15 protein-coding genes are annotated in these 21,481 nt (G+C 76.3%); 10 read left to right on the plus strand and 5 right to left on the minus strand.

Annotation, left to right across the window (positions count from 1 at the left end; translation table 11 throughout):
* Positions 1 to 50: 50 nt before the first annotated feature.
* The 4 genes from GA0070614_RS27190 to GA0070614_RS27205 form a co-directional block, all read right to left on the minus strand.
* Positions 51 to 752 (minus strand): CBS domain-containing protein, encoded by a 702-nt coding sequence (locus GA0070614_RS27190; protein WP_088978617.1) that lies wholly within the window; start codon positions 750 to 752, stop codon positions 51 to 53.
* A 143-nt stretch (positions 753 to 895) separates the two neighbouring features.
* Entirely contained in the window at positions 896 to 1,555 is a 660-nt protein-coding gene (locus tag GA0070614_RS31310; protein ID WP_088978618.1) for an arsenate reductase ArsC, read from the minus strand.
* Entirely contained in the window at positions 1,552 to 2,238 is a 687-nt protein-coding gene (locus tag GA0070614_RS27200; protein WP_088978619.1) for an arsenate reductase/protein-tyrosine-phosphatase family protein, read from the minus strand. Before GA0070614_RS27200 ends, GA0070614_RS31310 begins: the two co-directional genes overlap by 4 nt.
* Before the next feature lie 69 nt (positions 2,239 to 2,307).
* Entirely contained in the window at positions 2,308 to 2,646 is a 339-nt protein-coding gene (locus GA0070614_RS27205; RefSeq protein ID WP_088978620.1) for an ArsR/SmtB family transcription factor, read from the minus strand.
* Between the two features lie 62 nt (positions 2,647 to 2,708).
* Here GA0070614_RS27205 and GA0070614_RS27210 point away from each other — a divergent pair, with 62 nt between their 5' ends.
* Positions 2,709 to 3,800, plus strand: a complete 1,092-nt coding sequence (locus tag GA0070614_RS27210; RefSeq protein WP_088978621.1) for a flavin-containing monooxygenase — start codon at positions 2,709 to 2,711, stop codon at positions 3,798 to 3,800.
* An 8-nt stretch (positions 3,801 to 3,808) separates the two neighbouring features.
* On the opposite strand, the gene GA0070614_RS27215 is transcribed toward GA0070614_RS27210, so the two are convergent.
* Complete coding sequence (locus GA0070614_RS27215; RefSeq protein ID WP_088978622.1) at positions 3,809 to 4,186, minus strand: ArsR/SmtB family transcription factor; 378 nt, start codon at positions 4,184 to 4,186, stop codon at positions 3,809 to 3,811.
* A gap of 154 nt (positions 4,187 to 4,340) precedes the next feature.
* Between GA0070614_RS27215 and GA0070614_RS27220 the strand changes: the two genes are divergently transcribed.
* The 9 genes from GA0070614_RS27220 to GA0070614_RS27260 all read left to right on the plus strand — a co-directional run bounded on the left by GA0070614_RS27220 (position 4,341) and on the right by GA0070614_RS27260 (position 21,467).
* On the plus strand, positions 4,341 to 4,667 hold the full coding sequence (locus GA0070614_RS27220) for an ArsR/SmtB family transcription factor (protein ID WP_088978623.1): 327 nt from the start codon (positions 4,341 to 4,343) through the stop codon (positions 4,665 to 4,667).
* Complete coding sequence (locus GA0070614_RS27225) at positions 4,667 to 5,164, plus strand: GNAT family N-acetyltransferase (protein WP_088978624.1); 498 nt, start codon at positions 4,667 to 4,669, stop codon at positions 5,162 to 5,164. The genes GA0070614_RS27220 and GA0070614_RS27225 overlap by 1 nt, the downstream gene beginning before the upstream one ends.
* 75 nt (positions 5,165 to 5,239) lie before the next feature.
* Positions 5,240 to 6,640: an FAD-dependent oxidoreductase gene (locus tag GA0070614_RS27230; protein WP_088978625.1), complete on the plus strand. Its 1,401-nt coding sequence runs from the start codon at positions 5,240 to 5,242 to the stop codon at positions 6,638 to 6,640.
* The gene (locus GA0070614_RS27235) at positions 6,640 to 7,902 is read left to right on the plus strand and encodes an MFS transporter (RefSeq protein ID WP_088978626.1); all 1,263 of its coding nucleotides are present in this window, start codon (positions 6,640 to 6,642) and stop codon (positions 7,900 to 7,902) included. Before GA0070614_RS27230 ends, GA0070614_RS27235 begins: the two co-directional genes overlap by 1 nt.
* A 181-nt stretch (positions 7,903 to 8,083) precedes the next feature.
* The gene (locus tag GA0070614_RS27240) at positions 8,084 to 8,563 is read left to right on the plus strand and encodes a DUF2267 domain-containing protein (protein ID WP_231933401.1); all 480 of its coding nucleotides are present in this window, start codon (positions 8,084 to 8,086) and stop codon (positions 8,561 to 8,563) included.
* 343 nt (positions 8,564 to 8,906) lie between these two features.
* Positions 8,907 to 12,365, plus strand: coding sequence for an AMP-binding protein (locus GA0070614_RS27245; protein ID WP_231933402.1), 3,459 nt, complete (start codon positions 8,907 to 8,909; stop codon positions 12,363 to 12,365).
* On the plus strand, positions 12,362 to 15,622 hold the full coding sequence (locus GA0070614_RS27250) for a thioesterase domain-containing protein (protein WP_231933403.1): 3,261 nt from the start codon (positions 12,362 to 12,364) through the stop codon (positions 15,620 to 15,622). The genes GA0070614_RS27245 and GA0070614_RS27250 overlap by 4 nt, the downstream gene beginning before the upstream one ends.
* Positions 15,619 to 17,928 (plus strand): lantibiotic dehydratase, encoded by a 2,310-nt coding sequence (locus GA0070614_RS27255; RefSeq protein ID WP_088978627.1) that lies wholly within the window; start codon positions 15,619 to 15,621, stop codon positions 17,926 to 17,928. The genes GA0070614_RS27250 and GA0070614_RS27255 overlap by 4 nt, the downstream gene beginning before the upstream one ends.
* Positions 17,925 to 21,467, plus strand: coding sequence for a non-ribosomal peptide synthetase (locus GA0070614_RS27260; protein ID WP_088978628.1), 3,543 nt, complete (start codon positions 17,925 to 17,927; stop codon positions 21,465 to 21,467). Before GA0070614_RS27255 ends, GA0070614_RS27260 begins: the two co-directional genes overlap by 4 nt.
* Positions 21,468 to 21,481: the final 14 nt, after the last annotated feature.

The following is a 21,481-nucleotide window of genomic DNA, read 5'->3' on the forward strand; positions in this document are numbered from 1 at the left end:
GCCGGTCCCGTCCCGTGCGCGACCCTGTGCCGGCGTGGCCCCGGCCGTGCTCAGGCGTGGTCGGTGGAGCCGGCGGCGACCCGCAGCGCGCCCAGCGGCGCGTCGTCGATCGCGTACCCGAGCGCGTCGACCACCTCGACCACGCCGCTGACCCGCGCGGTCAGGCGCAGCGCCAGGTGTACGCTCGACCAACGGTCGAGCTGGCCGGTGAGGGTCACCACGCCACCGTGGACGGTCACGTCGACCGTGTCGTCGGCGACGCCGAGGACCCGGCGCAGCACGTCGCCGACCACGTCCCGGCGGATGTCGGCGTCCGGGCGCAGGTGCACCCGGAGCAGGTCGCCCCGGGTCACGATGCCGACCAGCCGGCCCAGGTCGTCGGTCACCGGGAGCCGTTTGACCTGGCGGCGGTCCATGATCCGGGCCGCCTCGGTGACCGTGGTGTCGGGGGAGACGCAGACCGGCGGAGTGGTCATCAGATCGGCGGCCAGGGTCGCCCCGGCCTTGGCCCGGGCCTCCCCGTCGTGCCGGCTGGGGAAGATCCGCCGCTCGTGCGGGCGGCCCAGCAGCTCGACCTTGTGCAGCAGGTCGGCCTCGGAGACCACGCCGAGCACCCGCCGGGCGCCGTCCACCACCGGCACCGCGGTGACGTGCCGGCCGGTCAGCAGGTCCACGATCTCGCGGTACGCGGCACCCTCCCGGACCGCCGCGACCTCCGTCGTCATCACGTCCTGCACCTGCCACGTCCGCATGGCGACCTCCTCGTCCCGCCCTCGACGCTAGGCGGCGCGGGCGGGGGCGGGCAGGGGCGCAGGGGCCCTGCCGCCGGGCCGGAAGTCCCGCCGGTCCACCAGCGGCTCGGCGATCGCCCGGTGCGTCGGGACCGGCGGGGAGGCTACGACGTCGTGATCCGCAGCTCGTCGAGGAGCCGGCGGACGCGACGTTCGATCTCGTCCCGGATCGGTCGTACACCGGCCAGGTCGAGACCGGCCGGGTCGTCGAGATCCCAGTTCTCGTAGCGGGTGCCGGGGAAGACCGGGCAGGCGTCCCCACAGCCCATGGTGACCACCACGTCGGCGGCCCGGACGACCTCGTCGGTCCACGGCTTGGGGAACTCCTCCGAGATGTCGATGCCCCGTTCGGCCATCGCCGCGACGGCGGCCGGACTGACCTGGCCGGCGGGCTCGCTGCCGCCGGACCAGGCCACCGCACGGTCGCCGGCCAGGTGGGTCAGGAACCCGAGGGCCATCTGGGAGCGGCCGGCGTTGTGGGTGCACAGGAAGAGCACCACGGGCCGGCCGTCGAGGTGGTGGCCCTCGACCCGGGCGAGGGCGTGCAGCCGCTGACGGGCGAAGCGTTCGGCGAGCAGCGGCAGGTAGTGGGGGATGGTGCTGCCGGTGGCGAACTGGTCGTAGCTGGCGTGCAGGAACCGTTCGACGGTCTCGGGGCCGTAGCTGCCGTCGAACTCGGCGGCCAGCCGGGCCGCCGCGGTGTGTAGGGCGAGGTGCTGGTCGACGGAGAGGTCGGCGCGCGGGTGCGGGCGGGTGTCGGTCATGACTGGCTCCGGAGGAGGACGGCGGGGGCGAGACGGTCGACGCGGTCGGCGAGGTCGGCGTACGCGGCTTCGAACGCCGCGTCGGTGTCGGCCCGGACCGGGTCGGGGACGGACCAGTGCAGCCGGGGACGCACGGGTCCGGTGAGTTCCTCGTGGGCGTTGTCGCACACGGCGATCACCAGGTCGTCGTCGCGGACGACGTCGTCGACGTGCGCGGTGCCGGTCGGGTCGAGGTCCAGCCGGTGGCGGTGGGCGACCGCCACCGCCCGGGGGTGGACCCGGCTCGCCGGCCTGGTGCCGGCCGAGGCGGCGGCACCGTGGGTACGCCGTCGCCACAGGGCGGCGGCGAGCTGCGAACGGGCCGAGTTGTGCGTACACACGAAGACGACCCGGTCCACCCCGGGCAGTGGCGGCGCGGCGAGCGCGGCCATCGCCTCCGGCCGCAGTCGCAGGTACGTACGCCGTCGGTCGCCCTCGGAACGGGCCCTGACGACGAGGCCCGCCTCGGTGAGCACCTTCACGTGGTGGGCGACCAGGTTGGTCGGCAGGTCGAGGGTCTGGGCGATCTCGCCGGGCGAGGCGTCGCCGATGGTGAGCGCGTCCACGATCGCGAGCCGTGAGGCGTCCCCGAGCGCGGCGTGGATCCGGGCCCGCGCGATCACGGAATCAAGCTCAGTTTTCATTGAGTCAATTCTCGTTGAGCTTCCTGCTCGATGTCAAGGAGGATCCCGTCGTCCATCCGCGCGGGCGGTTCAGCAGCAGGTGGTCAGGTACGACCGGAGCTCGGCGAGGGCGGCGAGCGTCCCCTCGCGGTCGGCCCGGTACCAGACCGTCTTGCCGTCACGGCGTGCGGTGACCACCGCGCCCCGGCGCAGCAGCGTCAACTGCTGCGACGCCGTGGCCTGGCTGATGCCGGCGCGCTCGGCGACCTCGCCCACCGACAGCTCCGCGCCCCGGGCGAACAGCATCATGATCCGCTGCCGGGTGGGGCTGGCCAGGGCCTTGAGGAACTCCTGCGTGCGCGGGTCCAGTCCGGCGGGGGCGTCGCCGCTGGTGGGGTCCGCCGGCTCTCCGGTCAGCGCCTGACTCATGGTCACACCCTCTCTCCCGGACATCATATTGTCATTTAACGAAACGACGATATGATCTCTGAATGACGTCACGAACCGAACCCGTGGTGGTCGTCGGCGGCGGCCAGTCCGGCCTCGCCGCCGCCCGGGCCGCCCGCCTCGCCGGCCTGCGACCGGTCGTCCTGCACGCCGGAGCGGAGCCGGTCGGCTCCTGGCCGGACTACTACGACAGTCTCACCCTCTTCTCGCCCGCCCGGCACAGCGCGCTGCCCGGGCTGGCGTTCGGTGGCGACCCCGACCGCTACCCGCGCCGGGACGAGGTCGTGGCGTACCTGCGCCGCTACGCCGACGGCCTCGACGTCGACATCCGCACCGGGGTCCGGGTCCACGCGGTGCACCCGCGTCCCGACGGGGGATACCTGGTCCGTACCGAGGCGGGGGACGAGATCGCCGCGGCGGGGGTGGTCGCCGCTGGCGGATCCTTCGGCAACCCGTACCTGCCGCGCCTGCCGGGCCAGGACGACTACACCGGGGAACTGCGACACGTCGCCGGCTACCGCCGGCCCGACCGGTACGCCGGCCGGCGGGTGGTGGTGGTCGGCGCCGGGAACTCCGCCGTCCAGGTCGCCCACGAGATCGCCGGGTACGCGCGGGTCACCCTCGCCACCCGGGGGCCGGTGCGGTTCCTGCCGCAACGCGTCCGAGGCCGGGACCTGCACCACTGGCTGGACGTCACCGGCCTGGACCGGCTGCCGGCCGCCGTCGTGCGCCGCGTCGTCCGGGGCGCGACGGTGATCGACAGCGGCGTCCACCGGGCCGCCCTCGCCGCCGGGCTGATCACCCGTCGGGAGATGTTCACGGCGTTCACCCCCGACGGTGTCGTCTGGAGCGACGGGGCGGCGGAGCCGGTCGACGCGGTCCTGTTCGCCACCGGCTACCGCCCGGACGTCGGGTACCTCGACCCGCTCGGTCTGCGGGAGCCGGGCGCGCCCCGGCCGGTGGGCGGGGTCTACGCCGACCGTCCGGGCCTCGTCCACCTGGGGTGGGAGTTCCAGCGGTCCTTCGCCTCCAACACCTTGCGCGGGGTCGGCCGGGACGCGGCGCACGTGATCGCCGCGCTCGCCGGGCACCTGTCCGGCCGGCCCGGGCGTCGGGCGGGTGCGCCGGCGCGGTGAGTGGGGGTCTACGACCCGACGGCCGGTTCGACGGTGAGCAGTGCCGCCAACTGGCGCAGGATGCCGGGACGGGCCCGGTAGTAGACCCAGGTGCCACGCCGCTCGGCGTCCACCAGGCCCGCCTCCCGCAGCGTCCGCAGGTGGTGGGAGATCGTCGGCCCGGTCAGGTCGAAGGCGGGGGTGAGGTCGCAGACGCACGCCTCGCCGTCCTCGGCCGAGGCGATCATCGACATCAGCCGCAGCCGTACCGGGTCGCCGAGCGCCTTGAACGCGGGGGCGAGGATCGCGGCGGTCTCGGCCGGCACGCGACCCTGCGCCAGGGGCGGGCAGCAGGGCGTCTCCCCGTTCAGGTCGGCGACGGTGAGCGGCAGCGCTTGTTTCGGCATGGGTCTAGGTTGACATCTGTCTAATCAACGTGCAACCGTTTGATTAGACGGCCGTCGAGACAGGCGGTCGCAGGTGGGGTCCGGCCGGGCGGGGTGGCGACGGCCGGGTAAGCTCGATCGTCAATCGGCGATCGACGATGATGAGGTGGGAGAGATGGGTGACCTGCTCGACCGGGACGCGGCCCGGACGTACGCGTCCTGGTTCCGCGCCCTGGCCGACCCGACCCGGGTGCAGATCGTGGAGTACCTGGCCCGGCACGCCCGGCCGATGAGCGTGGGGGAGATCGTCTCGGCGGTCGGGCTCGCCCAGTCCACCGTCTCCCAGCACCTCAAGATCCTGACCGAGGTGCGGTTCGTGCTGGTCGAAGCGGTCGGCACGGCCCGCCACTACCGCGTCAACGACGCCTGCGTCGGCTGCTTCCCCTCCGCCGCCGACGTCGTCATGGGGCGTCCCGCCCCCACGCCGAACGGAGTCTGCTGATGGCCGACGTCACCGTCCGCCCGATGACGGCCGCGGACGCCGAGCGGGTGCTGGCGATCTACCAGGCCGGGCTCGACGGGGGCGACGCGAGCTTCGAGACGGTCGCGCCCACCTGGGCGGCGTTCGACGCCGGCCGGCACGCCGCGCACCGCCTCGTCGCCGTCGACGCCGACGACACCGTGCTCGGGTGGGTCGCCGTCTCGCCCACCTCGGCCCGCCCGGTGTACGCCGGGGTGGTCGAGCACTCCGTCTACGTCGACCCCGCCGCGCGGGGGCGGGGGGTGGCCGCGCTGTTGCTGGACGCCCTGATCGCCGCCACCGAGGCGGCCGGGATCTGGACCATCCAGTCCGGGATCTTCCCGGAGAACACCGCCAGCCTCGCCCTGCACCGCCGGGCCGGTTTCCGGGTCGTCGGCACCCGGGAGCGGGTCGGCCGGCACCACGGCCGCTGGCGCGACGTGGTGCTGCTGGAGCGGCGCAGCCCCGTCGTGCGCTGACCGACCCCGGCCGGACCTGCCGGGGCCCCGTCCGCCCTTCTGATTAGACAGTTTTCGAGACAGAGGAGTTGTCCCATGAGTGTCCTGGACGAGCTGCCCGTCGTGGTGATCGGCGCCGGACCGGTCGGCCTCGCCGCCGCGGCGCACCTGCACGAGCGTGGCCTGCCCTTCACCGTCCTGGAGGCCGGTGCCGGCGCCGGCGCGGCGGTACGGCAGTGGGGGCACGTGCGGGTGTTCTCCCCGTGGCGCTACGACGTCGACCCCGCCGCCCGCCGGCTGCTCGACGAGTCCGGCTGGGTCGCCCCCGACCCCGACGCCCTGCCCACCGGGGCCGAACTCGCCGCCGACTACCTCCAGCCGCTCGCCGAACTGCCGGCGATCAAGCCGCACGTGCGTTTCGGCGCCCGGGTGCGGGCGATCAGCCGGCTCGGGCTGGACCGGCTGCGCACCGCCGGCCGGGAGAGCACGCCGTTCCTGGTCCGCCTCGCCGACGGCGAGGAGCTGCTCGCCCGCGCGGTGATCGACGCCTCGGGCACCTGGGGCACCCCCAACGTGCTCGGCGCGTCCGGCCTGCCCGCCCGCGGCGAGCAGGAGGCCGGGGCGTTCCTGGAGCACGCCCTGCCCGACGTGCTCGGCGCGGACCGGGACCGGTTCGCCGGGCGGCACACCCTGGTCGTCGGGGCCGGCCACTCCGCCGCCAACACGCTGCTGTCCCTGGCCGAGCTGGCCGCGGCCGTGCCGGGCACCGAGGTGACCTGGGCGATCCGGTCGGCCAGCCCGACCCGGACCTACGGCGGCGGCGACGCCGACGCCCTGCCCGCCCGGGGCGCGCTCGGCGTCCGGCTGCGCGAGCACGTCGACGCGGGGCGGATCCGCCTGCTCACCGGCTTCTCGGTGCACGCCCTGACCCCGACCGGCGCCCGGGTCGCGGTGGTGGTGCGCCACGCCGACGGCACCGAGGAGTCGCTGCCGGTGGACCGGGTCGTCGCGGCGACCGGCTTCCGGCCGGACCACTCCCTCGCCGCCGAGCTGCGGCTGGACCTGGACCCGGTGCTGGGCGCCACCCGCGCGCTCGCCCCGCTGATCGACCCGAACGAGCACTCCTGCGGCACGGTGCCCCCGCACGGTGTCGACGAGCTGTCGCACCCCGAGACCGGCTACTACGCCGTCGGCATGAAGAGCTACGGCCGGGCCCCCACCTTCCTCATGGCCACCGGCTACGAGCAGGTCCGCTCGGTCGTCGCCGCCCTCGCCGGCGACTGGGACGCCGCCCGTGACGTCCAGCTCGAACTGCCCGAGACCGGGGTGTGCAACAGCGACCCCGCCGACTCCGCCACCGGGGAGAGCTGCTGCGGTCCCGCCCCGGCCGCGCGCGGGCTCGCCACCGGCGTCGCGGGTGGGCTGCTCGCCGCGCCGCTGTCCCTGGTCACGCTCGACGCGGCCCCCTCCGGCGCGCAGGCCGGCTGCTGCGGCTGATGCGCGCCACCGTCCCGGCGCCCGCCGACCCCACGGTCGACGGGCGCCGGGCCCACGCGTGGCGGCTCGTCGCCGCCCTCGCCGTCACCCAGACGGTCGGCTACGGCACCCTGTACTACGCCTTCCCGGTCCTGTTGCGACCGATGGCGGCCACCCTCGGCGCGTCCGCCACCACCGTCACCGGCGCGCTCACCGTCTCGGTCCTCGGTGGAGCGCTCATGGCGGTGCCGGTCGGGCGGTGGCTCGACCGGCACGGCGGCCGCGCCCTGATGACCGTCGGCTCGGTCGCCGCCACCGCGTTGCTGCTGGCCTGGTCCCAGGTGCGGACCGTCGGGCAGCTCTACGCCGTGCTGGTCGCCATCGGGGTCACCGGCGCGATGGTCCTCTACGAGCCGGCCTTCGCCGTCGTCGTCTCCTGGTTCGGCCCGGACCGGCGCCCGACCGCCCTGCTCGTGGTGACCCTCGTCGCGGGGTTCGCCAGCACCGTCTTCATGCCTCTCACCGGCCTGCTGGAGGCGCACCTCGGGTGGCGCGGCGCGTTGCTGGTCCTGGCCGCCGTGCACGGGGCGGTCACCGTGCCGCTGCACGCCCTCACGGTGCGCCGTCCCCGCTCCGGCCACCCGACCGGCCGCACCGGGCGGGCCGACGACGCCGACCGGCGGGCCCTGGTGGTCACCGCGATGCGGGACGCGAGGTTCCGGATCCTGGCCGCCGCCCTCACCGCGCACGGGGTGGCGACCAGCGTCATGACGGTCCACCTCGTCGGGTACCTGGTCTCCCGCGGTCACCCGCCCACCGTCGCCGCCGCCACCGCCGGCCTGCTCGGCGTCCTCTCCGTCACCGGCCGGCTCGTGCTGGCCGGCGCCCGCCGGCGGGTGCCCGTCGCGACCGTCGTCGCCGTCGTCTTCGGCGTCCAGGCGGTCGCGGTCGCCGCCCTGCCGTGGTTGGCCGGCAGCCGGGCCGGCGCCGTGGTCGGCGTCGTCGGTTTCGGACTCGGCTTCGGCGTGGCCAGCCTCGCCACCCCCGCGCTGCTCGCCGACCGGTACGGCGCGACCGCCTACGCCAGCATCGCCGGCCGGCTGGCCGCGGCGGTCACCGTCGCCAAGGCGGTGGCCCCGGTGGCCGCGGCCACCGCGCTGGGGGGACCGGGCGGCTACCCGCTCCTGCTGGCGGTGGTCGCGGCGTGCTGCGCCGTCGCCGCCGTCGGCATGCTCGCCCGCGCCGGCTCCCCGTCACCGGTCGGTCCCGGCCCCTCCGGCTGAGCGGTGGCGGCGCGGCCGGGCGTGATCGGAAACGGCCGCCCGTGCGCCCTGAGCCCGGTGCGGGCGGTCGGTCGCCGGTCGTTTCGGGCGCCCGACCGCCCGCCAGGGCCGTTTGCGCCGGCCGGGGGCGGGTAACCGCGCACGGATTCCCGCTCCGGGGCCGGGCGGACGCGGTGTCGGAATGCCGACCCGGGTCCGGATCGGGGCCGGGTCGTACGGGCGGGAGCTCGGTGGACGGCAGGAGGCCGTGGTGCGCTTTCCCCTCTTCGTCGACGCGGTGGCCCGTCGGGCGGAGCTGCGGCCGGACCAGGCGGCCGCGATCTCCCGCGCGGTGCTGCGCACGGTGGCCGAGCGGGTTCAGGCCGGCGAGGCCGACGACCTGGCCGCGCAGCTCCCGGACGACCTGAGCGCCTATCTGGCCGGGCCGGCGGAGGCCGGCGGGGCGGGGCGGCCCGACACGTACGGCCCGCTGGAGTTCCTGCGCCGGGTGGCCGAGCGGGCCGGTGTCGAGCCGGCCACCGCGCAGGTCGGTGTCCGGGCCGTCTTCGCCACGCTGAGGGAGGCGGTGACCGTCGGGGAGTTCCAGGATCTCGTCGCCCAGTTGCCGGAAAGTTTCACCCGGGGCATCGACCCGGCGCCGCCGCGGCCGTACGATGGGTGACGCCCGGAGCGCCCGCGCACCCCTCCTGAGCAGCCGTTAAGGGGCCGGACGGGGCGGAAAAACAGTGGCCTTCGGGGCCTCTCGCCGAAAATTTACTTGCCGGTAGGCACTTAAGCGGAAACTCCTCTACGCGCTAGAGGGATGATCGGTTGAATTTCGGCGACCGATCACCGCCGGCCCGTCGGACCTTCGGGCCGACTCCGATCGATGGCCTTCCTCCCCGGCCATCGAGCCATATTCTGCATCCATTGTGAAGTCCTGGGGGGGATCATGATCACAATCATCCATTCCTGCGTGCCCATCCCCAGTGGAGCTCACCCGGCTCCCTGAGATGGCACAACCAATGATCATCGAACGTTTCGCGGCCGTCGCGTCCGATCGACCCGACCGGCCGGCCATCCTCGGCGACGCCCACGAGGTCGACTACGCCGCACTCACCGCAGCCGCCGGGGGACACGCCGCCGCGCTCACCGCCGCCGGCCTGCGCGCCGGAGACCGGGTGGCCCTGCTCACCGGGCACGGCGCGCCGACCGTCACCGCCATCCTCGGCGCCCTCGCCGCCGGTGGCGCGTACGTGCCGCTGGACCCGGGGTTCCCCGTCGCCCGGCTGCGACACATGCTCGCCGCCGCCGACGTGCGCGTCATCGCCTGCGCCGCCGCGCACCGGGAACTGGCCGAGCGGCTGCGCGCCGACCGACCGGACACCCCGGTCGTCGTCCTCGACGGCACCGCGCCCGCCCCGCTGCGCCCGCTGCCCGTCGACCCGGACGCCCCGGCGTACGTGCTGTTCACCTCCGGCTCCACCGGCGTGCCGAAGGCCGTCGCGCAGACCCACCGCAACCTGCTGCACGTGGTGGACAACCAGATCCGCGCCCTGTCCATCGGCCCGGACGACCGGCTCAGCCTGCTCGCCTCGTTCAGCTTCGACGCGGCCATCCCCGACCTGTGGCCGGCGCTGCTCACCGGCGCCGCCGTCGTCCCCGTCGACCTGCGGCGGCACGGGCTGGCGTACGCGGTCGAGCAGCTCGCCCGGCACCGGGTCACCGTCTACCACTCCACCCCGACGGTCTACCGGTTCCTGCTCGACACCCTCGGCCCGCGCCGGCTGGACGCCGTGCGGGTGGTGCTGCTCGGCGGCGAGCAGGCCACTTACGCCGACGCCGCCCGCGGCGCGGGCCGCTTCGCCCCGGACTGCGTGCTGGTCAACGGCTACGGCGCGACCGAGATGACCTTCGCCGCCCGGTATGCCCTGCGGTTCGACCGGACCGACCCCACCGCCACCGGCCCGCTGCCGATCGGCACGGCGCTGCCCGGGTACGAGCTGCGCCTGGCGCCGGGCAGCGACGAGATCGTGGTGCGCAGCCGCCACCTCGCCCCGGGCTACCTCGGCCGGCACAGCGACCGGTTCGGGGTGGACCCCGACGGCGTCCCCACGTACGCCACCGGCGACCTCGGCGCCCGACTGCCCGGCGGCGACCTGGTCTGTCTCGGCCGGCTCGACCGGCAGGTCAAGGTCCGGGGCTTCCGGGTCGAGCTGACCGAGATCGAGGCGGTCCTCGCCCGGCAGCCCGGCGTCGCCGCCGTGCGCGCCGTCGCCCGCGACGGCGCGCTGCTGGCGTACGCGACCCCGGCCGGCGCGACACCCGACCCGGCGGCGCTGCGCGCCGCGCTGGCCCGGGAACTGCCGGAGTACGCGCTGCCGCGCGCGGTCGTCGTGCTCGACGCCTTCCCGCTCACCGTCACCGGCAAGGTCGACGAGCGCGCCCTGCCCGACCCGCCGCAGGAGGTCGCCCCCGGCCAGGAGCCGGCCACGCCGACCGAACGGGAGCTGCACGACATCTGGTGCGCGGTGCTCGGCCGCCCGGCGGTCGGGCGCGAGGAGAGCTTCTTCGACGCCGGTGGCCAGTCCCTGCTGCTCGGCCAGGTGCAGCAGCGCATCACCGAACGGTTCGGGGTGACCCTGCCGATGGTCCGGCTGTTCGGCCACCCGACGGTCGCGGCGCAGGCCCGGCTGCTCGACGCGGCGACCACCGTGGACGTCGCGCCCACCCTGCCCGCGCCGGCCGCCCCGTCGGTGCCCGCCCGCGAGTACACCGGCGACGAGATCGCCGTGGTCGGCCTGGCCGGGCGCTTCCCCGGCGCTCCCGACGTGGCCACCTTCTGGTGGAACATCTGCGCCGGCGTCGACTCGGTGCACGAGCACACCGACGAGGAGTTGGCCGCGCTCGGCATCGGGCCGGGCCTGCGCGCCGACCCCCGGCACGTCCGGGCCGCCGGCCGGCTCGACGGGGTCGCCGACTTCGACGCCGAGTTCTTCCACATGGCGGCCGAGGAGGCCGCCCGGACCGACCCGCAGCACCGGCTGTTCCTGGAGACCGCCTGGGAGGCGCTGGAGGACGCCGGGCACGACCCGTCCCGCTTCCCCGGGCTGATCGGCGTCTACTCGGCCACCTCCGCCAACCGGTACTTCCTCTTCCACCTGATGGACAACCCGGCCGTGGTCGGGCAGGTGGATCCGGACGACTGGGAGGCCCGGCTGATCGGGCGGCAGTTCACCGACCACCTGCCCGGTCAGGTCGCGTACCGGCTGGGGCTGACCGGGCCGGCCGTGGCCGTGCAGAGCGCCTGCTCCAGCTCGCTGGTCGCGGTCTGCCTCGCCGCCCAGAGCCTCGCCGACTACCAGTGCGACATCGCCCTGGCCGGCGGGGTCAACGTCACCTGGCCGCGCTACCGGGCCGGTGGCCTGGCCTCCCCGGACGGGCGCTGCCGCGCCTTCGACGAGGCCGCCAACGGCTCCGGCTTCGGCTCCGGGGTGGGCGTGGTCGCGCTGCGCCGCCTCGCCGACGCCCAGGCCGACGGCGACCGGATCCACGCCGTGCTGCCCGGCTGGGCGGTCACCAACGACGGCGCCGACCGGGCCGGCTACGCCGTGCCCGGCCCCGCCGGCCAGGCCGCCGCCGTGGCGAACGCCCTGGCCGCCGCCGAGGTCGCCCCCGGCGAGGTCCGCTTCATCGAGGCCCACGGCAGCGGCACCCCGCTCGGTGACGCCATCGAGGTGGCCGCGCTGCACGAGGTGTACGGCGGGGCCGCGCCCGCCGAGTCGTGCGCGCTCGGCTCGGTCAAGACCAACATCGGCCACCTCGACGCCGGGGCCGGCATCGCCGGGCTGATCAAGGCGGTGCTCGCCGTCCGGCACGGGGTGATCCCGCCGAACCTGCACTTCACCCGTCCGCACCCGGAGATCGACCTCGCCGGCGGTCCCTTCTACGTGCCCACCAAGGTCCGCGACTGGCCGGAGGGGCCGCGCCGGGTCGCCGGGGTCAGCTCCTTCGGCGTCGGCGGCACGAACGCGCACGTGGTCGTCGAGCAGCCGCCGCCGGCCGAGCCGGTGGACGCGGTGGACGCGCCCGCGTACCTGCTGCCCGTCTCGGCGCGGACCCCGGCGGCGCTGCGGGCGGCGCTGACCCGGCTGCGGCAGCACCTCGCCGGGGCCGCCCCGGCGCTGTCCGAGGTGGCCGCCACCCTCGCGCTGGGCCGGCGCGCCTTCGCCTGCCGGGCGGCCGTGGTGGCGGCCGACCCGGCCGGCGCCGTCGCCGCGCTGGACGAGCTGCTCGCCACCGACGCCCGCCTCGCCGGCGACCCCGGTGAGCTGCGCGAGCTGGCGGCGGCCTGGCTCGCCGGCCGGGACGTGGACTGGACGGCGCTGCACCCCGAGGGCGCGGTCCGGCGCACCGGGCTGCCCACCTACCCGTTCCAGCGCCAGCGCCACTGGATCGACCCTCCTCAGAAAGGCACGCGGTGAACTGGTTCCTCTCCGCCGGCCGCCGTGACCCGGCACCGGTGCAGCTGTTCTGCCTGCCCTACGCCGGCGGCGGCGCGAGCGTCTTCCGGCACTGGCAGGACGGGCTCGGCGCGGACGTCGAGGTGCTGCCGGTGCAGCTGCCGGGGCGGGAGAACCGGATCAGCGAGGACCCGGAGTTCCGGGTGGCCGACGTCGCGTCCGCCGTCGCCGGGCGGGTCCGCGGCCCGTACGTCATCTACGGCCACTCGATGGGCGGCCGGGTCGGTTTCGAGGTGGTCCGCGAGCTGCGCCGCAGCGGTGGTCCGCTGCCGCTGCGGCTCTACGTCGGCGGCGCCCGCGCCCCGCACGTGACCGCGCCCAGCCTCTTCGACGGGCTGTCCCGGGTGGACGACGACGAACTGCTGCGCCGTCTCGGCGCGGGGGGCGGCCTGCCCGCCGAGCTGCTGGCGCACCCCGAGCTGGTCGAGCTGCTGCTGCCGCTGCTGCGCGCCGACTTCGGCCGGGTGGACAGCTACCGCTACGTCCCGGACGAGCCGCTGCCGGTGCCGATCGTGGCGTTCAGCGGCCGGCACGATCGCGCCGTGACCCGCGCGCACAGCGACGCCTGGCGCGAGCACACCGCCGCCGGCTTCACCCTGCGGGACATCGACGGTGGGCACTTCTTCCTCACCGACCGGCTCCCCGAGCTGCTGGCCGCGATCCGCGCCGACCTCGACGGGGCCGTGCCCGCCGCCGCCGACCCGGCCGCCGACCCGGCCGCGTCCGGCGGCCGGGCGGCCGCTGTCGGTCCGGTCGCGTCCGGCGGCCGGGCGGCCACTGCTGGCCCGGTCGCGTCCGACGACAGGGCGGCCACTGCCGGCCCGGCCGCGTCCGACGACCGGGGGGCCATTGTCGGTCCGGCCGCGTCCGGTGAGCGGGCGGCCGGTGTCGCCGGCCCGGTGGGCGGGCACCGGGTGCCGCTCGGCGACACCGGGTGGTCGGTGTGGCGCGACGCCATCCTGCGCACCACCGGCTTCCCCGCCGACGGGCTGACCATGCTCTCCGCCCCCACCGCCGCCACGGCCGCCGACGAGCTGCTCGCCACCGGCGACGGCGCGGAGCGCTACGACAAGGAGGTCGCCGAGGCGTTGACGGCGACCGGGCGCCGGCTCACCGAGCTGGCCGCCGATCCGCTGCTGCGCGAGGCGGTCACCTGGCAGAACCGGGACGCCCTGGTCGCCCTCGACGGTCTGGCGCGCGGCGGCCCCGACCCGGCCCGCAACGTGCGGCGGCGGGATCGCGAGCGGGCCCTGTTGAAGTACTGGCAGCGGTACTGCGGCAAGAACGAGACGGTCGGCTTCTTCGGGCCGAGCTGCTGGGTCACCCTCGACCCGGCGCGGCCGGAGACCGTTGACGCGCGTCCGGGACCGGGCCTGACCCGGCGCCGCTGGGTGTGGTTCGAGTCCTGGGCGCTCAGCGCCTACGCCGACCGGATCGGCGCGGACCCGGCGGTGCGCCGGTGGTGGCCGCCGATGCTCTGCCCGCAGGTGAGCCTCGCCGGCCGGGCGCTGCGCCGGCCGGGCCGGCCCCCGGTGACGCTCGCCCCGGTCGAGGCGGCGCTGCTGGCCGCCGTCGACGGCCGCCGCCCGGCCCGCGAGCTGGTCGCCGACCCGACGATCGGGCTGCGCCGGCCGGAGGACGGCTACGCGCTGCTGGACCGGCTGGTCGAACGCGAGCTGATCACCTGGGACGCGGGCCTGCCGGTGAGCCCGGACGCGGAGGACGTGCTGCGGCGACGGATCGAGGCGATCGGCGACGAGACCGCCCGCCGCGACGCCCGCGCCGGCTTCGACCGGCTGTGCGCCGCCCGCGACGCGGTGGCCGCCGCGGCCGGCGACCCGGAGCGGCTGCGCGTCGCCCTGGACGCGCTCGACGCCACCTTCACCGAGCTGACCGGGGAGTCCCCGCGCCGCCGCGCCGGCCAGATGTACGCCGGGCGCACCCTCTGCTACGAGGACACCAGCCGGGACCTCGACGTGGTCTTCGGCAAGCCGCTGCTGGACCGGATCGCCGCCCCGCTCGGGGTGCTGTTGCAGGCGGCCCGCTGGCTGGTCGACGCACTGGAGCGGGCGTACGGTGCCGCGTTCCGGGAGCTGCACGACGAGCTGCGCGCCGAGGCGGGTGACGCCCCGGTGGCCCTGTCCGACCTGTGGTACCTGGCGCAGGGCATGTTCTGGGGCGACGGGCCGCGACCGGTCGACGCCGTCGCCGCCGAGTTCGCCGACCGGTGGGCCGGGCTGTTCGGCCTCGCCACCCTTCCGCCCGGCACCACCGAGGTCCGGCTCTCCGTGGCCGACCTGGCCGCCCGCGTCGCCGAGGTCTTCCCGGCCGCGCGACCGGCCTGGCCCAACGCCCGGCTGCACAGCCCGGACCTGCAGATCTGCGCCACCGACGTGGCGGCGCTGGCGCGCGGCGAGTACACCGTGGTCCTCGGTGAGCTGCACGCCGCCTGGGCGTCCTTCGACTGCCACGTCTTCACCCCGTCGCACCCGGACGTGGGCCGGCTGCGCGACGCGCTCACCGAGGACCTCGGCGAGCGGCGGATCCGGCTGCTCCTGCCGACCGAGTGGCCCCGCCGCACCAGCCGGGTCGCCGAGGCGCTGACCGGTCCGACCGACCGGCAGCTGGCCTTCGTCGCGGCGCCCGGCGCCGACCCGGACCGGGTGCTGCCCACCGTGGACCTGACCGTCACCGAGTCCGACGGCCGGCTGTTCGCCACCGCCCCGGACGGTGCGCGCTGGACCCTGACCGAGGTCTTCTCCCCGCTGCTCAGCGCGCACGCCGTCGACGGGTTCAAGCTGGTCGCCGCCGCGCCGTACACGCCCCGGATCACGCTCGGCGAGATGGTGGTGGCCCGGCAGACCTGGCGTACCACGGTCGGCGCGAGCGGGCTGGCCGCCGTCACCAGCGAACGGGACCGGTTCCTCGCGGTCCGGGACTGGCGTCGCCGCCTCGGCCTGCCCGAGCAGGTGTACGTCAAGTTCGGCACCGAGACCAAGCCCTGCTTCGTGGACCTGAGCAGCCCCGCGTTCAGCGCCATGCTCTGCGCCATGGCGCGGGCCGCCCGCACCGACGGCGGTGACGACGCCTCGCTGCTGGTCAGCGAGATGCTGCCGACGGCCGAGGACGCCTGGGTGCCCGACGCGGCGGGCCGCCGCTACTTCAGTGAGCTGCGGCTGCACATCGTGGACGCCGACGAGCGGGAGGCCCGCCGATGAGTCACCTGATCCCCCTCGGCGACACCGGCTGGTCGGTGTGGCGCGACGTCGTGCTGCGTACCGCCGGCTTCCCGGCGGGCGGACTGGCCGCCTTCGCCGCGCCCGAGGCGGCGGACGCCGCGGACGCCCTGCTGGCCGGCGAGGGCGCCGCCGACGTGTTCGAGAAGGCCTTCGCGGCGGCGCTGGCCGACGGCTCCACGGTGGCCGGCGAGATCGCCGCCGACCCGCTGCTGCGCGAGGCGGTCACCTGGCAGAACCCGGAGATGCTGATCGCGCTGGACGGCCTGCTGCGCACCGATCCGGCGGTGCGCAACGTGCGGCGGCGCAAGCGGGAGCTGAGCCTGCTGCGCTACTGGCAGCGCTACTGCGGCAAGGCCGAGACGATCGGCTTCTTCGGCCCGGTCTGCTGGGGCCGGCTCGACCCGGACGACCCGGCCACCCGGCTGCGGCCCGGCCCGGCGCTGGTGTCCCGGCGCGAGGTCCACTTCGAGGCGTGGGCGCTGATCGCGTACGCCGACCGGCTCGCCGACGACCTGGCGGTGCGGCGCTGGTGGGCGCCGACGCTGCCGCCGCACCTGAGCCTGTCCGACCGGCGGGTCACCCGGCCGCTGCTGCCCCCGACCGAGCTGACCGCCGTGGAGGCCCGGCTGCTGGCCGCCTGCGACGGACGCACCCCCGCCGTGACCCTCGTGCAGCGGCTGCTGGCCGACGGGGAGACGGGCCTGCGCAGCGCCGACGACGCCTACCTGCTGCTCGACCGGCTGGTCGACCGGAGCCTGCTGACCTGGGACGCCGGCCTGCCGGTCAGCCCCGAGGCCGAGCACGTGCTCCGCGAGCGCATCGACGCCATCGGTGACGCGCCGGTGCGCGCCGAGGCGGCGGCCGCCTTCGGCCGGCTGTGCGCGGCCCGCGACGCGGTCGCCGCGGCGGCCGGCGACCCGGAACGGCTCGGCGCCGCGCTGGCCGCGTTGAACGCCGAGTTCACCGCCGTCACCGGCCGCCCCGCCACCCGTCAGGCCGGGCAGATGTACGCCGGCCGCACGGTGCTCTACGAGGAGACCGCCCGCGACCTGGACTTCACGGTCGGCTCGACGGTGCTGGACGCGCTGGCCGAGCCGCTGGCGATCGTGCTGACGGCCGCGCGGTGGCTGACCGCCGAGGTCGGCGCCGCCGGGGAGCGGCTCTTCGCGGACCTGCACGCCGAGCTGCGGGGCGACGGGCCGGTGCGGCTGGCCGACGTCTGGGCCCTGGCCCAGGGGCTGCTGCTCGCCCCGGACGGCCCGATCGCCCGGGCCGGCGCCGGGCTGACCGCCCGCTGGGCCGAGCTGATCGGCCTGGACGCGGTGACACCGGGGCAGACCGAGCTGCGGTTGCGCAGCGCCGACCTGGCGGAGCGGGCCCGCGTGCTGTTCGCCGCCGACCGCCCCGGCTGGCCGTCCGCCCGCCTCCACAGCCCCGACGTGCAGATCGCCGCCGACGGGCTGGACGCGCTCGATCGGGGCGACTTCCTGCTGGTGCTCGGCGAGCTGCACCCGGCGTACGTGCCGTTCGACAGCGCGGTGCTGACCCCGTTCCACCCCGACCAGCCGGCGCTGCGGGCGGCGCTGGACGCCGAACTCGGCCCGGCCCGGGCCCGGGTGCTCTACCCGGAGAGCTTCCCGCGGATGACCACCCGCATCACGTACGCCCTCAACGGTCCCCGGGACCGGCAGTTCGGCATCGACACGGCCCGGGGCGCCGACGTCGACCGGCTGGCCCGCTCCACCGAGGCCCTGGTGGAGGACGACGGCGGTCAGTGGGTGGCGGTGCTGCCCGACGGCACCCGCTGGCCGCTGATGGAGATCTTCGCCAACCTGCTCGGCGCGATGCTGCTGGACAGCTTCAAGCTCCTCGCACCGGCTGCGCACACCCCCCGGATCACCATCGACCGGCTGGTCGTGGCCCGGCGGACCTGGCGGACGACGGTCAGCCGGACCGGCCTGGCCGGCGTCACCGGCGAGGCCGAGCGGTTCCTCGCCGTCCGCCGGTGGCGGGCGGACCTGGGGCTGCCCGAGCGGGTGTTCGTCAAGGTGGGCACCGAGATCAAGCCCTGCTACGTCGACCTCACCGCCCCGCTGCACGCCCAGTCCCTCTGCGCCATGGTCGACGCCGCCGCGAAGAGCGGCCCCGACGTCACCGTGACCGTCAGCGAGCTGCTGCCCGACCCGGCGGACGCCTGGGTGACCGACGCGCAGGGGCGCGGCTACGTCAGCGAGCTGCGCCTGCAGATCACCGATCCAGTCAGCTACCGGGGAGAGCACGGGTGACCGACATCCTGTCCATCAGCGCCGTCGACGGGGAGACCCTGCCGTGGCCGGAGGCGACCCTGGCCGACCTGATCGCCGCCCAGGCCGCCCGCACCCCGGACGCGGTCGCGGTGCGCCAGTGGGACGACCGGCTCACCTACGCAGAGCTGGTCGGTCAGGCGGCCGGGCTGGCCGCCGCGCTGCGGGCCCGGGGCGTCGGCCGGCACACCCGGGTCGGGGTCTGCGGCCGACGCCGACCCCGGCTGGTCGTCGACGTCCTCGGGGTGCTCCTGGCGGGTGGCTGCTACGTGCCGGTGGAGCCGGACGGCCCCCGCGAGCGGCTGCGCGAGATCCTCGCCGACGCGCAGGTGTCGCTGCTGGTCGGCGACGCCGCGACCGAGTTGACCGAGGCGGCCGACCTGCCGGGCGTCGAGGTGGTCGAGTCGGCGGGCCCGGCCCCGCTGGCCCCCTGCCCGGCCCGGCCCGGTGACCCCGCGTACGTGCTGTTCACCTCCGGCTCCACCGGCCGGCCCAAGGGGGTGCTGACCTCCCACCGCAACCTGGTCGAGTTCGTCACCGGCTGCGCGGCGGTCAGCGACGCCGACGCCGGGGTGCGCAGCCTCGGCATCGCCTCGCTCGGTTTCGACGTCTCCGTCATGGACCTCTTCCTGCCGCTGCTGCTCGGCGGGGCGGTGCAGCTGGTCGGCGCCGAGGACCGCGCGGACCCGGTCCGGCTCGCCCGGTTCATCACCGCGCACGAGGTGAACTGGGGTTTCATCACCCCGATCGTGCTGTCCCTGCTGGACCCGGCCGAGGTGCCGGGCTGGCGCACGGTGTTCTGCGGCGGCGAGGCGGTCCCCGCCGAGCTGGCCGCCCGCTGGGCGCCGGGGCGGCGTTTCATCAACGGCTACGGCCCGACCGAGACCACCGTGCTGGCGCTCACCGGCGAGCTGACCGGCGCCGAGAGCGACCCGGTGCCGATCGGCCTGCCGCTGCCCAACCACCGGGCGTACGTCGTCGACGCCGAACTGCGCGCGGTGCCGCCGGGGGAGACCGGCGAGCTGTTGATCGGCGGCCCCGGCCTGGCCGACGGCTACCTGCACCGGCCCGGCCTGACCGCCGAGCGGTTCGTCCCCGACCCGTTCTCCGGCCTGCCCGGCGAGCGGCTGTACCGCACCGGTGACCTGGTCCGGCAGGCGCCCGACGGGCGGATCGTCTACCTCGGGCGCGCCGACCGGCAGGTGAAGATCCGGGGCCAGCGCATCGAGCTGGGCGAGGTCGAGGCCGTGCTGGCCGGCGTCCCCGGCGTCGACCGGGTCGTCGTCGAGGCGGTGTCCGGGCCGGCCGGCGCCGAACTGGTCGCGGTCCTCACCCCGGCCGACGCGCCGGACGACGAGACGATCCGGGGGTACGCCCGGACACGGCTGACCGCCGCGATGCTGCCGGCCCGGCTGCTGCGCCGCGACGACCTGCCGGTCAGTCCGGTCACCGGCAAGCTGGACCGGCCGGCGCTGCGCGCCCTGGCCCTGGCCGCGCTGCACACCGGCCCCGACGATCCGACCGGCCCGGCCGATCCGACCGATCCGACCGGCCCGGCCGACCCGGTGACCCGGACGGCGACCCGGATCTGGGCGCGGCTGCTCGGCGCGGTCCCCGGACCGGACACCGACTTCCTCGCCGCGGGCGGCAACTCCATCGCCGCGATGCGCCTGGTCGCCGCGCTCCGCGCCGAGCTGGGCCGGCACGTCGACACCCGGGACGTGCTGACCGGGCGCACCTTCGGCGGCCTGGTCGCCCGGCTGCGTACCGCCGCGCCGGCCGAGGCCGAGGAACTGCGCACCGGCAACCCGCCCACGCTCTCCCCGCCGCAGCGCCGGCTCTGGTTCGTCGACCAGCTCGCCCCCTCCAGCGCCCCGTACAACATCGCCGTCGCGCACCGGCTGAGCGGCCCGCTGGACATCGCCGCGCTGGGCGTGGCGCTGCGGGCCGTCGCCGAGCGGCACGACGTGCTGCGCTGGCGGATCCCGCAGACCGCCGGGGTGCCGTACGCGGTCTGCGAGGAGCCCACCGACGTGGCCGTGCCGGTGGTCGACCTGACCGGCAGCGCCGACGCCGAGGCGGAACTGGCCGGGATGCTCGCCGCCGGCGCCGCGCACGCCTTCGACCTGGCCACCGGGCCGCCCTGGCAGGTGACCGTCTACCGGCTCGGCGCCGAGGCGCACGTGCTGGCGATGACCCTGCACCACGCGGTCTTCGACGGCTGGTCCGAGGCGGTCCTCTACGACGACCTCGCCGCCGCGTACGCCGCGGCCGTCACCGGTGCGCCCCCGACGCTGCCGCCGCTGGCCGCCACGTACGCCGACTACGCGGTGTGGCGGGCCGAGCGGGACCGCCGCCGGGGCGCGGCGGACCTCGCCTGGTGGACCGAGCACCTGCGCGGCGTGCCCACCGTGCTGGAGCTGCCCCGCGACCGGCCCCGCCCGGCGGTGCAGACGTACGCCGGCGCCGAGTCGGCGGTCACCCTCTCCGCGGCCGCCGACCGGGCGGTACGCGCCCTGGCCGCCCGGCGCGGCACCACCGTCGCCACGGTGCTGCTCGCCGGCTTCGCCGAGCTGCTGCGCCGGCTCACCGGCGGCGACGACCACGTGATCGGGGCGATCGTCGCCGACCGCCGGGTGGCCGCGTTCGACGACGTGGTCGGCTTCTTCATCGACACCGTGCCGGTGCGGCTGCGCACCGGCGGGGCCGGCTTCGGTGAGCTGGTCGACCGGTGCGCCGCCGAGCTGCACGAGGTCACCGCCCACCCGGGCGCACCGCTGGAACGGGTCGTGGAGGCCCTCGGCGTCGGCCGCGACACCTCCCGCGCGCCGCTGGTGCAGGTGCTGTTCAACGTGCTCAACTTCGCCGCGCCCCGGCTGACGCTGACCGGGCTGACCGGCGCGCCGGTCCCGGTGCCCAAGCCCGGCTCGCCCTTCGACATCACCGTCTACGTGGTCGAGTCCGACGGCCGCCTCGGCGTCGAGGTGGTGCACAACCCGGACCTGTTCGACGCCGACCGGATCGACGCGCTCCTGGCCGACCTGGCCGAGCTGGTCGGCGCGCTCGCCGCCGACCCGGACGCACCGGCCGACGCGGTCGCCGCCGCGCTGCCCCGGCCCACCGTACGGACGGCGCAGCTCGGCGCGATGACCGTGGCCGCCACCGAGCCGCCCCGCGCCCCGCTGCCGGCCGGCCCGGGCGGGCTGACCGACACCGAGGAGCTGATCGCCGGGATCTGGCGCGAGGTCCTCGAACGCGACCAGGTCGGGGTCACCGACAACTTCTTCGACATCGGCGGGCACTCCCTGGCGCTGGCCGCGGTGCACGCCCGGCTCACCGCCGCCACCGGCCGGTCGATCACGATGCTCGACCTCTTCCGCCACCCCACCATCCGGGCGCTCGCCGCCAACCTCGACGGCGCCGCCGACCGGCCGGAGCTGGCCCGCGCCGCGCTGCGCGCCGCCGCCCGGCGCAGTCGTACCCGCCGCAACCCACCTCGCCGCCCCGGCGGCACCGCGTGACGAAGGACAGCCTC

This window comes from Micromonospora coxensis (genome assembly GCF_900090295.1).
GTDB classification, from domain to species: Bacteria; Actinomycetota; Actinomycetes; order Mycobacteriales; family Micromonosporaceae; genus Micromonospora; species Micromonospora coxensis.

Bases quoted from the DNA above. Each gene is read 5' to 3' on its own strand.
- GA0070614_RS27210 (WP_088978621.1), top strand. From the start codon at position 2,709: ATGACGTCACGAACCGAACCCGTGGTGGTCGTCGGCGGCGGCCAGTCC.
- GA0070614_RS27215 (WP_088978622.1), bottom strand. From the start codon at position 4,186: ATGCCGAAACAAGCGCTGCCGCTCACCGTCGCCGACCTGAACGGGGAG.
- GA0070614_RS27200 (WP_088978619.1), bottom strand. From the start codon at position 2,238: ATGAAAACTGAGCTTGATTCCGTGATCGCGCGGGCCCGGATCCACGCC.
- GA0070614_RS27205 (WP_088978620.1), bottom strand. From the start codon at position 2,646: ATGAGTCAGGCGCTGACCGGAGAGCCGGCGGACCCCACCAGCGGCGAC.
- GA0070614_RS27235 (WP_088978626.1), top strand. From the start codon at position 6,640: ATGCGCGCCACCGTCCCGGCGCCCGCCGACCCCACGGTCGACGGGCGC.
- GA0070614_RS27230 (WP_088978625.1), top strand. From the start codon at position 5,240: ATGAGTGTCCTGGACGAGCTGCCCGTCGTGGTGATCGGCGCCGGACCG.
- GA0070614_RS27245 (WP_231933402.1), top strand. From the start codon at position 8,907: ATGATCATCGAACGTTTCGCGGCCGTCGCGTCCGATCGACCCGACCGG.
- GA0070614_RS27190 (WP_088978617.1), bottom strand. From the start codon at position 752: ATGCGGACGTGGCAGGTGCAGGACGTGATGACGACGGAGGTCGCGGCG.
- GA0070614_RS27225 (WP_088978624.1), top strand. From the start codon at position 4,667: ATGGCCGACGTCACCGTCCGCCCGATGACGGCCGCGGACGCCGAGCGG.
- GA0070614_RS27255 (WP_088978627.1), top strand. From the start codon at position 15,619: ATGAGTCACCTGATCCCCCTCGGCGACACCGGCTGGTCGGTGTGGCGC.
- GA0070614_RS27240 (WP_231933401.1), top strand. From the start codon at position 8,084: ATGCCGACCCGGGTCCGGATCGGGGCCGGGTCGTACGGGCGGGAGCTC.
- GA0070614_RS27220 (WP_088978623.1), top strand. From the start codon at position 4,341: ATGGGTGACCTGCTCGACCGGGACGCGGCCCGGACGTACGCGTCCTGG.
- GA0070614_RS31310 (WP_088978618.1), bottom strand. From the start codon at position 1,555: ATGACCGACACCCGCCCGCACCCGCGCGCCGACCTCTCCGTCGACCAG.